The 14344-nt window shown below is 59.0% G+C and carries 15 protein-coding genes; 11 read left to right on the plus strand and 4 right to left on the minus strand.

Translation table 11 applies throughout. The annotated features are described in order from the left end of the window. Together BM063_RS16490 and BM063_RS16495 are read right to left on the minus strand one after the other, a co-directional pair. On the minus strand, positions 1-280 hold a 280-nt coding region (locus tag BM063_RS16490; RefSeq protein ID WP_143085410.1), incomplete at its 3' end, for a transposase. A 123-nt stretch (positions 281-403) separates the two neighbouring features. After that, a complete protein-coding gene (locus tag BM063_RS16495) occupies positions 404-637 on the minus strand; it encodes a DUF2626 family protein (protein WP_092041678.1) in 234 nt (77 codons plus the stop codon). A 373-nt stretch (positions 638-1010) separates the two neighbouring features. Here BM063_RS16495 and BM063_RS16500 point away from each other — a divergent pair, with 373 nt between their 5' ends. Together BM063_RS16500 and BM063_RS16505 are read left to right on the plus strand one after the other, a co-directional pair. Further along, entirely contained in the window at positions 1011-1787 is a 777-nt protein-coding gene (locus BM063_RS16500) for an enoyl-CoA hydratase/isomerase family protein (RefSeq protein ID WP_177199247.1), read from the plus strand. A gap of 236 nt (positions 1788-2023) precedes the next feature. Then, the gene (locus BM063_RS16505; RefSeq protein ID WP_092041649.1) at positions 2024-2626 is read left to right on the plus strand and encodes an RsfA family transcriptional regulator; all 603 of its coding nucleotides are present in this window, start codon (positions 2024-2026) and stop codon (positions 2624-2626) included. Positions 2627-2816: 190 nt separating this feature from the next. Here the strand turns inward: BM063_RS16505 and BM063_RS16510 are convergent, their stop codons facing one another. Beyond that, complete coding sequence (locus BM063_RS16510; RefSeq protein WP_092041652.1) at positions 2817-3290, minus strand: N-acetyltransferase; 474 nt, start codon at positions 3288-3290, stop codon at positions 2817-2819. Positions 3291-3524: 234 nt separating this feature from the next. Here BM063_RS16510 and BM063_RS16515 point away from each other — a divergent pair, with 234 nt between their 5' ends. The 9 genes from BM063_RS16515 to BM063_RS16555 all read left to right on the plus strand — a co-directional run bounded on the left by BM063_RS16515 (position 3525) and on the right by BM063_RS16555 (position 13952). After that, entirely contained in the window at positions 3525-4859 is a 1335-nt protein-coding gene (locus BM063_RS16515; RefSeq protein ID WP_092041654.1) for an acetyl-CoA carboxylase biotin carboxylase subunit, read from the plus strand. 40 nt (positions 4860-4899) lie between these two features. Continuing rightward, positions 4900-5115, plus strand: a complete 216-nt coding sequence (locus BM063_RS16520) for an acetyl-CoA carboxylase biotin carboxyl carrier protein subunit (RefSeq protein ID WP_092041657.1) — start codon at positions 4900-4902, stop codon at positions 5113-5115. 33 nt (positions 5116-5148) lie between these two features. Further along, positions 5149-6066, plus strand: coding sequence for a hydroxymethylglutaryl-CoA lyase (locus BM063_RS16525; protein WP_092041659.1), 918 nt, complete (start codon positions 5149-5151; stop codon positions 6064-6066). Further along, positions 6063-6839, plus strand: coding sequence for an enoyl-CoA hydratase (locus BM063_RS16530; RefSeq protein ID WP_092041662.1), 777 nt, complete (start codon positions 6063-6065; stop codon positions 6837-6839). The genes BM063_RS16525 and BM063_RS16530 overlap by 4 nt, the downstream gene beginning before the upstream one ends. 19 nt (positions 6840-6858) lie before the next feature. Continuing rightward, positions 6859-8394 (plus strand): acyl-CoA carboxylase subunit beta, encoded by a 1536-nt coding sequence (locus BM063_RS16535; protein ID WP_092041665.1) that lies wholly within the window; start codon positions 6859-6861, stop codon positions 8392-8394. A 97-nt stretch (positions 8395-8491) separates the two neighbouring features. Further along, on the plus strand, positions 8492-9454 hold the full coding sequence (locus BM063_RS16540) for a ketopantoate reductase family protein (protein WP_177199248.1): 963 nt from the start codon (positions 8492-8494) through the stop codon (positions 9452-9454). A gap of 54 nt (positions 9455-9508) precedes the next feature. After that, a complete protein-coding gene (locus tag BM063_RS16545; protein ID WP_092041670.1) occupies positions 9509-10840 on the plus strand; it encodes an MFS transporter in 1332 nt (443 codons plus the stop codon). 70 nt (positions 10841-10910) lie between these two features. Beyond that, positions 10911-12539: a bacillithiol biosynthesis cysteine-adding enzyme BshC gene (bshC, locus tag BM063_RS16550; RefSeq protein ID WP_092041673.1), complete on the plus strand. Its 1629-nt coding sequence runs from the start codon at positions 10911-10913 to the stop codon at positions 12537-12539. Between the two features lie 156 nt (positions 12540-12695). Then, entirely contained in the window at positions 12696-13952 is a 1257-nt protein-coding gene (locus BM063_RS16555) for an adenosylhomocysteinase (protein ID WP_092041676.1), read from the plus strand. A 159-nt stretch (positions 13953-14111) separates the two neighbouring features. On the opposite strand, the gene BM063_RS16560 is transcribed toward BM063_RS16555, so the two are convergent. Continuing rightward, positions 14112-14344, minus strand: a 233-nt coding sequence (locus BM063_RS16560) for a transposase (RefSeq protein WP_177199040.1), incomplete at its 5' end; no start/stop codon positions are given.

The raw sequence follows: 14344 nt of genomic DNA on the forward strand, positions 1-14344 counted from the left end.
CAACAAACCAACGGTAGGCGATGTTGACCCGGATTTCCTCAATGAGGCGTCTTTCCGAACGAATTCCGTACAAATAACCGATCAAAAGCATTTTGAACAGCATGACCGGATCGATGCAAGGACGCCCATTATCTTGACAATACAAGGGGCGGCATTTTTCCGCGATAAACGAAAAGTCGATGGTTTCATTGATTTTTCTAAGCAAGTGATCTTGGGGAACAAGGTCTTCTATGTTGACTGTTTCGGGTTGAAATTCCCTGGATGGGTTCGTCCTGAACATATAAAAACCTTCCTTCGGAATTGTTTTATTCCGAATTCAACAAAAAAGGCTGTTGACCCTTCTTTGTCAACAGCCTCAGGAGGCCGGATGAAGATCCGGCCTCCCGTTTTTTCCGCCCCTTTTTTATCCCTGAGGCATCATAAAGAAGGAATAGGAGACGATCCCCAGGAAGGAGACGATCATGTAACCCCAAAACAGGTACATATAAGTACGTTCCGTGAAGCCCATGTAGCCGAGAATGACGAAGAGCGCCGTCTGCACAAAGAACAGGATGGCAGGGGTGTAAAGCTGTCCCGCGAGAAACATCAGAGCGATGACAAAGGTCCAAAAACCGAGGACGCGAAACATGCGGTCCATGGGTTCCACTCCTTCCGATATCGAGCCCCTGGCGGGCTTTTTCTCGAGATTCTCTCCGGAGGCCGGCGGGAAGGCGATCGGCGGCTCCGTTTCCGCGACTCCCTTGCCGTCAGGGTATAGGCTGGTCCGATCGGCGGTTTTTCATGCCTTCGGCAGGATGAAGGCCGAAAGCATCCCGATCCGGTTGCGGCGCCCGTTGGGGGCTTCTCCTTTTCCGTCCCGGATTACAGACTTATTATATACTTGGGACAAACGGGGATCAAGCGACGGCTTTTTGACAGTTTTGCCGCGGAAGGGCACGCCGCGGGGGAATCCCTTTTTTCCGGGCTTCGGCCAAAGGTCGCTTCATTCATTCGGGAGGTGGGGAGAAATCATGGAAACCCTTCGACTGGAAAGATATCGCGGTGTCGGGCTCATTCGCTTTCACCGTCCGGAGGTGAGAAACGCGGTCAATCTCCGGATGATGGATGAATTGGAGACGGTGCTGCGCGAGTGGCGGCAGGATGATGCGGTCAGAACCGTCCTGTTGGCGGGGGATCGCCATGCCTTTGTTTCCGGGGGGGATTTGAGCGAACTGCATCGGTTGACCCGGGAGGAGGAGATTTACCCGGTGATGGCCCGGATGGGACGTTTGCTTCTGGAGCTTCAGGATTTGGGGAAACCGACCATCGCGGCCGTTGAGGGAGCCGCCGTGGGAGGCGGGTGTGAAATCGCCGTCAGCTGCGATTTTCGACTCGCCTCCGACCGGGCCCGCTTCGGTTTTGTTCAGGTCCGGCTGGGCATCACGTCGGGATGGGGCGGGGGAACCCGGTTGCTTTCGCTTTTGAAACGGAGTGACGCCCTCTACCTGCTTTTGACCGGCGAGGTGATCGACAGCGAAACCGCGCTTCGCATCGGCCTGGTTGACCGGGTTTTTCCGGGCGGAGAGGGGTTCGAAGGGGCGGCCTTGGATTTTGCCGAACGGATTGCGTCGGCTCCCCTCGGTGTCATTCGGGAATATATCGCCATCGCCAACCGGGTTCGCCAGGAAGGATGGTCGCGGAACGAAATGGTCGAATTGGAGAGCCGCGCTTGTTCCCGGCTGTGGGAGACGCCGGAGCATCGCTCCGCTGTGGAAGCATTTCTTGAAAAAAAGCGGCGGATCGATTAAATCCCCTTGGGAAAAAACCCGCCGCGGGGAACACCGGAAGAAACGGCGAAACACCGACCGTCCGCCGGACGCGTCGGTTTCTTTTGTCCTTTTTGCCCCTTCTCCGGAGTATATATACAACCCGAATCGGCAATAAATTTAATAGTTACATATACTACGTTTTATATCAAATGCATAAAATATAGAGCAAAAACCCAGGTTGGGAGCAATGGTTCGAATGCGGGAGGTTAAGTATAATGGCTGTTAAGAGGCAGGACGCATGGACACCCGATGACGACTTGGTTTTGGCAGAGGTGACGCTGCGTCACATCCGGGAAGGAAGCACCCAGCTGGCAGCCTTTGAAGAGGTGGCTGAAAAATTGGGGAGAACCCCCGCCGCCTGCGGTTTCCGCTGGAACAGCTGCGTCCGCAAGAAATACGAGGCCGCCATTCAGATCGCCAAAGCGCAGCGCCAGAAACGGAATCAGAGCGGGCGGTTGCGCCTTTCCGGACAGGTTCAGGGGGATCAAGAGACGCTGTCTTCCCTGGAGGCGATCATCCGCTATTTGAGGCGTCATAAAAACGAAGTGGCGGAACTGCGCAAGAGACAAAAGGAATTGGAAAAGGAACTGAAGCAGAAAGAAGAGAAAATCGAACAGCTCGTCAAAGAAAATGAAGAAATGAAAAACCGCCTCAACCATGTGGAGACGGATTATCAGGCCGTAAACGACGATTACAAAACCCTGATTCAGATCATGGATCGGGCCCGGAAGTTGGCCCTGCTGGAAAACGAGCGGGAGGAAGATAAACCGAAAATCCGCATGGAGGAAAACGAGAATCTGGAACGGGTCGACAAATGAGCCCGCCGGAGCGGGCCGAAGAAGGTTTGACCGAGACAAAGACACCCCTTCAGTTAGCCGCAGGAATTCCTGTGAAAGGCTAAAGGGGTGGTTTTTATTTTTTAAATGGGGGACGCTCCAAAAGCCCGGCTTCCCTTCGCCTTCGGAGGCGCCCCCGGCGACGGGGGAATTCCCTTCGGGAACTTTCCCGTCATTCCTGGAGACCCACCCCCGGCGGAGTCCACACATACGGATTTTCCCCGCGGTCGCGGACCGGATCGTATTTGACCGGCCGAAATCCCATCTTGATCCAGAAGGGATCGGAACGGCGACGGGCGTTGGTCTTCACCGGAAGTCCGAAGCTCTGGGCGTGGCGAACCAGGGCGCTCCCGTACCCCTTCCCCCGGTATTGGGGCAACACTTCCAGTTTCCACAGCTCGTAATAGTCCTGGGGGGGATCGAAATAGCGGTCGTATTTGGCGTCGATCCGGTACAGGCTGATCCGGGCCACCAGGTTTCCGTCCTCGTAAATCCCGTAAAAGGGGGAGTTGCTGTCATTCTCGATGATGTTGGCTTTCAAGTCTTCTAGCATGGACAATTCTTGGAGCCCATATTCATGGAATTTTTGAAACTCTTCCAGCGTTTTATAATTAATCTTCAGTCGTTCAACCTTTGGTTTGTCCATGAATTTTTTGACCCCTTTCCTGATTGGATGGGTTTGATATCATTATACCTGATTGGAGGTGTTTGCTCCACGAGGTTCGCTTCCCTTTATTGGAATCCGGACTTACGGCAGGACATCCGGAAGATTTGTCGAATGAGGAGTATCGTGTGCCGTTTTGGAAGCGTTTGCTGTTGTCCTATTCGGAAAGCTTTCGGTATATTGAAAGTGACCATTATTGTACCATTGAGGTGGAGCATGGCACTCAGGAAAATATTGATCGCAAATCGCGGCGAAATTGCCAGACGGATTCTTCGCACCTGCCGTAAGCGCGGCCTGGCGGTGGTGGCCGTCCATTCCGAAGCGGATCGGGATCTGCCCTTCGTCCGGGAAGCGGATGAAGCGGTGGAAATCGGACCGCCTCCGGTTGCGCAGAGCTATCTGAACATGGACGCCATCCTGGAGGCGGCCGAGAGAACCGGCGCCGATGCCGTTCACCCCGGATATGGGCTTTTGTCGGAGAATGCCGCCTTTGCCCGCAAGGTGGAGGAGGCGGGCTTGGTCTTCATCGGTCCCCGCCCCGAAGTGATTGAAGCGATGGGGGACAAGGTGAACGCCCGCAGAACGATGGAGCGGGCCGGCGTGCCGGTGGTTCCCGGAACGCTGGAGGGCGTGTCTTCCGCGGAGGAGGCGGCAAGGCTGGCGGAGTCGGTCGGCTATCCGCTGATGCTGAAGGCGAGTTGTGGCGGGGGCGGAATCGGCATGCAGGTCTGCCGCTCCCGGGAAGAGCTGATCCGCGTCTTCCCATCGGCCCAGGGAAGGGCGAAGGCCTATTTCGGCGACGGGACTCTTTTTTTGGAAAAGTACATCGAACGGCCCCGCCATGTGGAGGTTCAAGTGGCCGCCGACGGGAACGGAACGGTGATTCACCTTTTTGAGCGGGAATGCTCGATTCAGCGCCGCAATCAGAAAATCGTGGAGGAAAGCCTTTCTCCCTCCATCCGCCCCGAAACCCGGGCGCGTTTGGTCGAAGCGGCGATTCGGGCCGCCCGGTTCGTGGGATACACGGGAGTGGGCACGGTGGAGTTTCTGGTGGATGCCGAGGAGCGGATATACTTTTTGGAGATGAACACCCGTCTGCAGGTGGAGCACCCGGTGACGGAGATGATCACCGGGCTGGATCTCGTGGCCATGCAGCTGGACATTGCGGAGGGGAAAAAGCTGTCCCTGTCGCAGGAGGAGATCCGGGCCGAAGGGCATGCCATCGAGTTTCGGATCTGCGCGGAGGATCCCGGGACTTTTCTGCCGTCTCCCGGTTCGGTGGAGCTCTTTCAGCCGCCCGAGGGGCCGGGAATTCGCGTCGACGCCGGGATCGAGTCGGGCAACGCGGTGACGCCCTTCTATGATCCCCTCGTCGCGAAGTTGATTGTAAGCGGTTCAAATCGGGAGGAAGCCCTCGCCCGCAGCCGCGAGGCGCTGGCTGCGTTTCGCATCGAGGGCATCCGGACCAATCTTCCCCTCCATCGCAGAATCGTGGAGGATCCGCGTTTTGTCCGGGGAAAATACGACACCCGTTTTCTGGAAACCCTCTGAATTCGAGGATGAAAATTGAACGGAAAGGATGAGGTTGCCTGTGAAAAAGATCGAAGCAAACATGGCCGGTACCGTGCTTCAGGTGTTGGTGCAGCCCGGAGATCGGGTGGAGGCGGGGCAGGACGTGGCGGTATTGGAGTCGATGAAGATGGAAGTGCCGATTCAGGCGGAATCCTCCGGGACCGTGTCGGCGGTGAAGGTGGAGACGGGCTCTTTCGTGAATGAGGGGGACGTGCTGATCGAATTGGAGGACTGACGGATCATGACCGAGGGGTGGAGGAGGGTGTCCATGCCGGAGGTCCGAATCGTCGAGGTGGGACTCCGCGACGGATTGCAGAACGAATCGGCCATTTTGCCGACGGAAGTGAAAAGGAAGATCGCCGAGGGGTTGATCGCCGCCGGGGTGAGGGACATCGAAGCGACTTCCTTCGTCCATCCCCGCTGGATTCCCCAGCTGGCCGACGCGGAGGAGCTGGCCGGGTCCCTGCCCCGGGCGGAGGGCGTCCGTTATCGGGCCCTGGTTCCCAACCGGAAGGGGCTGGAGCGGGCCCTTGACACCCCGATCGACGAGTATGCGGTGTTTCTGTCGGCCAGCGAAACCCACAACCGGAAAAATATCAACAAGAGCATCGACGAGACATTCCCGGTTCTGGAAGAAGTGGTCCAGCTCGCCCGGGAACGGGGGAAGCGGGTCCGCGGTTACGTGTCGACGGTGTTCGGTTGCCCCTATGAAGGCGAAGTTTCCGTGGCCCAGGTGGCCAAGGTGTGTGACCGCCTGTTTGAAATGGGGGTCTACGAGGTTTCCCTCGGCGACACGATCGGCGTGGCCCATCCGCGGCAAGTGAAGGAAGTGCTTCAGGATCTTTTGAGGCTGTTTCCCGCCGACCGGTTGGCCGGACATTTCCACGACACCCGGGGAACCGCCCTGGTGAACGCCTATGTCGCCCTGGAGATGGGCATTACCACGCTGGACAGTTCCTTCGGGGGATTGGGGGGGTGTCCCTATGCTCCGGGAGCCTCCGGAAATGTGGCCACCGAGGATCTGGTGTACATGCTGGAAGGCATGGGCGTGTCGACGGGGATCGATCTGGAGGCCCTGTGCCGGGTAAGTGCTTCGGTTCAAGAGCGGATCGGCCGGAGGCTTCCGTCCAAGGTGTTGCAGAGCACCCTGGCATCACGACCGCGGAAAAGGGGAGAAAAAGAATGAGCGTGGTTGAATGGGAGCGGAAGGAAGGCATTTCCGTCATCACCCTGAATCGCCCCGAGGTGTACAATGCGCTCAATCTCGAGACGTTGAGGGAATTGATGAAAATCGTGGAGGAACTGGCTCACTCCAAAGCCACACGGGCGGTGATCATCACGGGCGCGGGGGAGAAGGCCTTCTGTTCCGGGGCGGACCTGAAGGAGCGGCGAACCTTTACGGAGGATCAGGTCCGGCGTTTCATCCACCTGATTCGCGAAACCTTCACGGCGATCGAGCGCCTGCCCCGGCCGGTCATCGCCGCCGTGAACGGCGTTGCCCTGGGCGGCGGGATGGAGCTGGCTTTGGCATGCGACCTGAGGCTGGCGGATGAACGGGCGATTTTCGGATTGACGGAAACATCCCTGGGAATCATACCGGGAGCCGGGGGAACGCAGCGCCTGCCCCGGATCGTCGGAAAATCCAAGGCGAAGGAACTGATTTTCACCGCCCGCCGGATCAATGCCGCCGAGGCGGAGCGAATCGGTCTGGTCAACCACGTGGTGCCCAAGGGAGAGGTGCTGGATGCCGCCCTGAAGATGGCGGCGATGATCAATGAAAACGCCCCCCTGGCCCTGGCCCAGGCCAAATTTGCCATCGATTACGGGATGGAGACGGATCTGGCCACCGGTTTGATGATCGAGACCAAAGCCTATGAGGCGCTGATTCCCACCAAGGATCGCCTGGAGGGGCTGGAGGCCTTCAAAGAAAAAAGGAAACCGATCTACCGGGGGGAATAACGGGAAGAGGAGGGGGACCATGGAAGAATCCACAATCAGAAAATGGGAGGAGCAGACCGCAAGGATCAAGCGGGGCGGCGCTCCGAAATACCATGAAAAGCTGGAGAAACAGAACAAGCTGTTCGTCCGGCGCCGGTTGGAGCTTCTCTTTGATGGGGATGTGGAGCTGGAGGACGGACTGTTCGCCAATGCCCTGGCCGACGGTCTGCCGGCGGACGGGGTGGTGACGGGGATCGGGCGCATCAACGGCCGTCCGGTCTGCGTCATGGCCAACGATTCGACGGTGAAGGCGGGATCCTGGGGTGCCCGCACCGTCGAAAAGATCATCCGCATCCAGGAGACCGCGGAGCGCCTGCGCATTCCGATGGTCTACATGGTGGATTCCGCCGGAGCCCGCATCACCGATCAGGTGGAGATGTTTCCGGGCCGCCGCGGAGCGGGACGCATTTTTTACAACCAGGTGAAGCTTTCCGGGGTGGTTCCCCAGGTGTGCGTGCTGTTCGGTCCGTCCGCCGCCGGCGGCGCCTACATTCCCGCCTTCTGCGACGTGGTGATCATGGTGGACAAAAACGCCAGCATGTATCTCGGATCGCCCCGGATGGCGGAGATGGTGATCGGTGAAAGAGTGAGCCTGGAGGAAATGGGCGGGGCGCGCATGCACTGCAGCGTCAGCGGGTGCGGCGATTTCCTGGCGAAGGACGAGGAGGAAGCGATTCTTCTCGCCCGCCAATATCTCTCCTATTTTCCGGCGAACTATGCGGAGAAGCCCCCGGTGGAGCCGGGGAAAGACCCTTCGCCTTCGGCGCGGCGCGTCTCGGAGATCGTGCCGGACAATCAAAACGTTCCCTTCGACATGATGCAGGTGATCGAGGCGATCGTGGATGAGGGCTCTTTCCTTGAGGTCAAGAAGCTCTTCGCCCGGGAACTGATCACGGGACTTGCCCGTCTGAACGGCCGTCCCGTCGGCATCATCGCCAACCAGTCGAAGGTGAAGGGCGGCGTGCTGTTCGTCGACTCCGCCGACAAGGCGGCCCGCTTTATCACCCTGTGCGATGCTTTCCAAATCCCCCTTCTTTTCCTGGCCGATGTTCCGGGCTTCATGATCGGCACCCAGGTGGAGCGCGCCGGGATCATCCGACACGGGGCGAAGATGATCGCCGCGGTGTCGGAGGCCACCGTTCCCAAAATTTCAGTGATCGTCCGCAAAGCATACGGCGCGGGCCTGTATGCCATGGCCGGCCCGGCCTTCGACCCGGACTGCTGCCTCGCCCTCCCCACCGCCCAGATCGCCGTGATGGGGCCGGAGGCGGCGGTGAATGCGGTGTACCGAAACAAAATCGAGGAACTTTCCGAGCCGGAGCGCACCAAATTTGTGATGGAGAAGCGGGAGGAGTATAAAAAGGATATCGACATCTACCGGTTGGCCCACGAGTTGATCGTCGACGACATCGTTCATCCGGATCGGTTGCGCGAGGAGTTGATTCGGCGGTTGGAAGCCTATTCGAGCAAACAGAAAGTTTTCAGCGAGCGGAAGCACCCGGTATATCCGGTCTGATGGACTTTGGGAGAACATCGGGTCACAGGTTGTCATCGGAGCCGCGGACGGCTCCCTTTTCTTGTTGAACGGATCGGAAAAAACGGAGGGATCCAGGTTGCGCATTGCCGTGTGGGGGGGCGGTTCCCTCGGATTGCTGTGGACCGCGAGACTTGCTTCCTTGTTTCCGGAGACGGTGCTTTTGGTTCGGACCCAGGAGCAGCGGGATTGGATCCGGAGAAGGGGGATTCTCCTCACCCATCCCTCGGGGGAAAAAGAAAGAATTTCCGCCAAGGTCCGGTGGGTCGGGGAAGTCGATGAACCCTTTGACTGCCTGTTCATCATGGTGAAACAGCGGGATCTGCGGGATGTGGCCAAGCGATTGGCCGCCTTTTCCCGCCTTCCTGCCTGGGTGGTCCTGTGGCAAAACGGATTGGGGCAGGATGAACCGTTTGCTTCCGTTCTTCCCCGGGAAGCGCTTTGCGGGGCGGTGACCACGGAAGGCGCCCTTCGGGAGGGACCCGGGGAGGTGCGGCACACGGGGGAGGGCATGACGTGGATCGGCCCCTTTTCGGCGGAGCCCGTCCGCCCCGGGATCGGGGCCGAAATCGTGGAAAAATTGAAGAATGCCGGGGTTCGGATCGAATGGGAAAACCAGATCCTTCGAAGAATATGGGAAAAGGTGGCGGTCAACTGTGCGATCAACCCGCTGACGGCTTTGCTCCGGATTCCCAACGGCGGGTTGCTTCACAGCGACGACGCCCGTTTTTTGATAAAATCCGTCGTGGAAGAGACAGTGTCGGTGGCCCGCGCCGAAGGGATGGAGCTGGAGGCGGAAACCCTGCTCAGGAGGACGATGGAAATCTGCCGAAAAACCGCTGCCAACCGGTCGTCCATGCTGCAGGACGTGGAAAGGGGGCGGCCGACGGAAATCGACTGGATCAACGGCGAAGTGGTCCGCCGGGGGAAGCGGGCGGGGATCGCAACCCCGGTGAACCAGGTCCTGCTCCGGCTGATTCACCTGTTGGAGATGCGGCGGGATCCGGACGGAGGTCCGTCCGATGGAAGCGCGACGGCATGAGCGTCCGCCGAAAATTCCCCCGCCAGCAGGGACAGGGCGCGGAGGTGATAACAGATGCCGAGAAGAAGGGGGCCCGCCCAGCCCTTCGTCATCGCCATTATTGTGATCGCCCTGGATGTTGCCCTGATGGCCCCGCTGCTCAGGACCCTCTCGGAGGATTTCGGCATCACCCACCGGTGGTCCGCCTGGGTGATCGCCCTGTATTTGGCCGTGTTTTCCTTTGCTCTGCCCTTTGCGGAAAGCCGGATGCGGGGCATCGATGGACGGCGCCTTTTTTCGGTTTCGCTGCTGCTTCTGGCGATCGGGTCGGCGGTGGGGGCGCTCGCTCCCGCGTGGCTTGTGCTCCTTGGCGGGCGGACTTTGCAGGCGCTGGGAGCCAGCGGCGTGGTTCCGGCATTGTCCCAGGGCCTTCGTCATTCCAGACGGCCGGTGCTGGTCCGGGTGATCGGCGGCCTGCTGTCCGTCCTGCTGATCATCGCCCCCCTTCTGTCCGCCTTTCTCAACGGGCGGTGGGGGTGGCGCTGGGTATTTGTCGCCTTTCTTCCGGTGATTCTCCTCCTTCATCTCATCGCCCGGCGGCTGCCCGCTTCTTCTTTCTCCCGGCATAAGCGGTTGGAGTCGGGAAGCGCCTTCTTCTTTCTGGGATCCCTTCTTTTCGCCATGATCGCCGTCACGCGCATGGAGCCGCTCTCCGGCCTAAAGGTGATGCTCCACCCCGAGGTTCTCCCCTATTGGATTTTGTCCGTCGGATTGATCGTGCCTCTGATCATGGTGGAAAAGCGGGTGGAGCATCCCCTGTTCATCCCCAAAGCGGCCAACCGGAGCTTCGTCCTTGTGCAATTGACGGCGGCCATTTCGGGCATGTGCCTGATGGTGTTCGTGATCATTCCGGGATGGATCACCCCCCTTTTCCCGGATGCCTTGGGGATTGGGGGGATCGGATTGGCGGTTGTGGCGGCGGCGGTCGGAGGGGTTCTTCCCCTTGCCAGGAGGATCGCGGATCGATGGGGATCCCGGGTGGCGCTCTCCGCGGGCTTGTTCGCCCTGTCCCTCGCATCCTTTGTTCTGGGCGTATCCAGGGATTTTACGGTTTTGGCTTTCGCCCTGCTTCTGCTGGGAGGGGGGATCGGGCTGACCGTGTCGGCCCCCCTGCACGATCTTCTGTTCGGTCGGTTGCCCCTTCGGCGCGTGAGGACGGGATTGGTGGTGTTGGGCATGTTCCGGGCGGCGGGAGGAGCCCTCGGCCTTCTGCTGATCACCCGCTTGATCGACGAGCGCAACTTTCAGGCCGGAGAAGCACTGATGATGGTGACGGCGGTCGCCCTGGCGGGCGCCTTTCTTGCCCTTCGCCTGCCGGGGGGCCCGGCCGGCCGCGGGCGGCGGTGATTCCCCCCCGTCGGGGTTCGTGCTATACTGGGGAAGGGTAGGCCTTAGGACATAAAGAAGGGGTTTTTTCATGAGGATCGAGCGTATCCGCTTGGATTCGTCAGGAGAACTTTCCGACGAATACCTTTTTTCCTTTTCGAAAGTGCAGCATCTGTACGGGTTGGACCCCGGAAAGGGGGAGAGCTTTCGGAAGCGATACGATGAATTGTCCCGCAGAGAAACCTCCTTTTCCCGTTCCCGGCTGGTCGAGGTGCTTCGCCAGTTTCATTCCGGGGAGCTTCATCACCCGGCCGTGGAGCAAAACATCCGGCGGCTGGAGAAGCCCGGGAGCGTCGTGGTGATCGGGGGACAGCAGGCGGGGTTGCTCGCGGGTCCGTTATATACACTGTATAAGGCGATATCGGTGATCCAACTGGCCAGAAGAGAAGAAGAGCGCCTGGGAGTGCCGGTCATCCCCGTCTTTTGGATCGCCGGGGAGGACCATGACCTGGATGAGGTGAATCATATTTATGTGCCCGGCCCGGATGGGCGATTGATAAAGCACAGATTGCCCCTTTCCGAGGGGGGGAAGCGGATATCCGCCGGTCACGTTCTCCTGGATCCGCAATCCCTCGGCGAATGGCTCCGGGAATTGGGCAGGATGCTTCCCGACACGGAATTCAAGGAGGGAATGCTGAAGGAGCTGGCCCAATGGGCGGAGGAGCCCGTATCTCTCACCCGCTATTTTGCCAGGCTCCTTCACCGCCTGTTCGGACGATTCGGGCTGGTTCAAATCGATTCGTCTTTTCCGCCTCTCCGCAGGATCGAAGGGGCTTTCTTCGAGCGCTTGATCGCGGATAACGCCGCCCTGGACGAGGCGGTCGGGGATCAGATCAAGCAGGTGGAGAAAATGGGTTATTCCTCCCCGTTGGTTCTCCATCCCGACTGCGCCCATCTCTTCATCTACGTCGATGGGGAACGGCAACTGCTGTTGAGGGACGGGGACGGATTTATAACCCGTGACGGCCGGAGGCGGTGGAGCGGGCGGGAGTTGCTGCGGGTGGCGCGGGAGGAGCCGGAACGCTTCAGCAACAATGTGGTCACCCGGCCGTTGATGCAGGAATTCCTGTTTCCCACCCTTTCCGCGGTGGTGGGACCGGGGGAAATCGCCTACTGGGGGTGTCTCCGGAAAGCCTTTTCCGAGATGGGCATGACAATGCCCGTGTTGATGCCCCGGATCGGCGTTACCCTGATCGACCGGGCCACGGAGCGGTACATGGGTCTCCTCGATCTGTCCGTGGAAGAGATCTTTTCCGGCCTGGACCGAAGGAAGCGGCAGTGGCTTAAGGAGCATGCACCCTTGGACGTCCAGGAACTGTTTGCCGATGCAGCAAAGCAGGTCGAGGGGCTTTACGACACCTTGGTCCAGCAGCTGTCGCCGCTGGGTCCGGAGATGAGGCGGATCGGTGAGAAAAACCGCCTCCGGGTGATGGAACAGCTGGATTATCTCAAAAATCAGGCGGAGCGGATGATCCGGCTGCGCCACGAAACCGCCCTGCGCCGCTTCGATCACATTTCCCTCCGCTGTCGGCCCGGGGGAAAATTGCAGGAAAGGGTGCACAACATAACTCCCTACTGGAACGAGTACGGAACGGAATGGATTGAACGGCTGGCGGAGGCGCCGCTTACCTTTTTTGAGCATCAGGTCGTATTTTTGTAGGGGGTTTTCCTATTTTGTTGAAATCAGGTATAATGACAACGTCCTGATGTCGATTGGTTTGCATCCTTCGGATGGAAGACCCGGACCCCGCCTGCTGCGAGCCATCGGGGTATTCGAATAAGAGCATTACGATTTCGCAATGCGAGGGGGATATGGATGAGTGCCGAAAAAAGCGTGGTACGAAATTTGAATCTGGCTCCCCAGGGTCGGCTGAAGATGGATTGGGCCTGGAACCACATGCCGGTGTTGAGGCGCATACGTGAACAGATGATTCAGGAGAAACCGCTGAAAGGCAAACGGGTGGCGATCTCCCTTCACCTGGAGGCGAAAACCGCCTGCCTGGCGGAACTCCTCCGGGATGCGGGGGCGGAGGTGGCGATCACCGGCAGCAATCCGCTTTCCACTCAGGATGATGTGGCGGCGGCTCTGGTGGAATCGGGAATCACCGTTTTCGCCAAATACAATCCGACACCGGAGGAGTACAAGGAGCACCTGATTCTCACCCTGGAGACCCGTCCGGAACTGATTATCGATGATGGCGGCGATCTGGTCAGCATCCTGCACGGGGAGCGCCCGGATCTTCTGGATCAGGTGCTCGGCGGCTGCGAGGAGACGACCACCGGAATTCTGCGCCTCCGGGCCCTGGAAAAGTCCGGTGAACTGCAGTTTCCGATGGTGGCCGTCAACGACGCCTACTCCAAATTCCTTTTCGACAACCGGTACGGAACGGGCCAGTCGGTGTGGGACGGCATCAACCGGACGACCAACCTGGTCGTCGCCGGAAAGACGGTGGTGGTCCTCGGGTACGGATGGTGCGGCCGCGGTGTCGCGATGCGCGCCAAAGGGCTGGGCGCCCGGGTTATTGTCACCGAGGTGGACGCCATCAAGGCCACCGAAGCCCACATGGACGGATTTTCCGTCATGCCGATGGAGGAGGCCGCCCCTCTGGGAGACATTTTCATCACGGTCACAGGAAACCGCTCCGTCATCAACGGGAAGCACTTCCCGCTGATGAAGAGCGGGGCCATTTTGGCCAATGCCGGCCATTTCGACGTGGAAATCGACAAGGCGGCCCTGGAGGAGGCGGCGGTTTCCAAGCGGGTGGTGCGGAAATACATCACCGAATACGAAATGGAGGACGGCAGGAAGCTGTATTTGCTTTGCGACGGCCGTTTGGTCAACCTGGTGGCCGGAGACGGACATCCCGCCGAAATCATGGACATGACTTTCGCCCTGCAGGCCCTCTGTCTGTTGTACGTCAACGACAACCACGAGAAAATCGGCCGCCGGGTCATCGACGTGCCGTACCACCTGGACGAGCAAGTGGCCAGCTACAAGTTGGAATCCCTCGGCATCCGGATCGACGACCTGACGGAGGAGCAGGAGGAGTATCTGGCCAGCTGGAAGATCTGAAGCGCGGGGTCGTCCCTTTCTCCCCGAGCCGGAATTTCTTTTCAAAGCGGGACTGCCGACATTTGTCGGCAGTCGAGATTGATGACAAACCCCCTGGCTCTTTTCGCAAGAAAAGCGCCAGGGGTTGCATGTTTATGGGAAATAAACAGATAAAGGAAATCAGATTTGGTAAATTAGGCGGATCACAAAGCCTTTTCCTCTCTTCGAGAGGAGCAAGGCCATTTTTTTGATGTTTTGAGCCACGGCAATAAGGAGGCATTGCTCTCTGACTTTGGCAAGCCCCCTGTAGCGTGCATAACGAAGCCCATGAAGTTCTTTGGCGTCAGCGAAGCTGCGCTCAATGGTCTGACTCCGTCGTTTATACAGTTGTTTGCCCCTTTCACTTAAACGGT

The sequence above is a fragment of the Planifilum fulgidum genome (assembly GCF_900113175.1).
Classification (GTDB): Bacteria; Bacillota; Bacilli; order Thermoactinomycetales; family DSM-44946; genus Planifilum; species Planifilum fulgidum.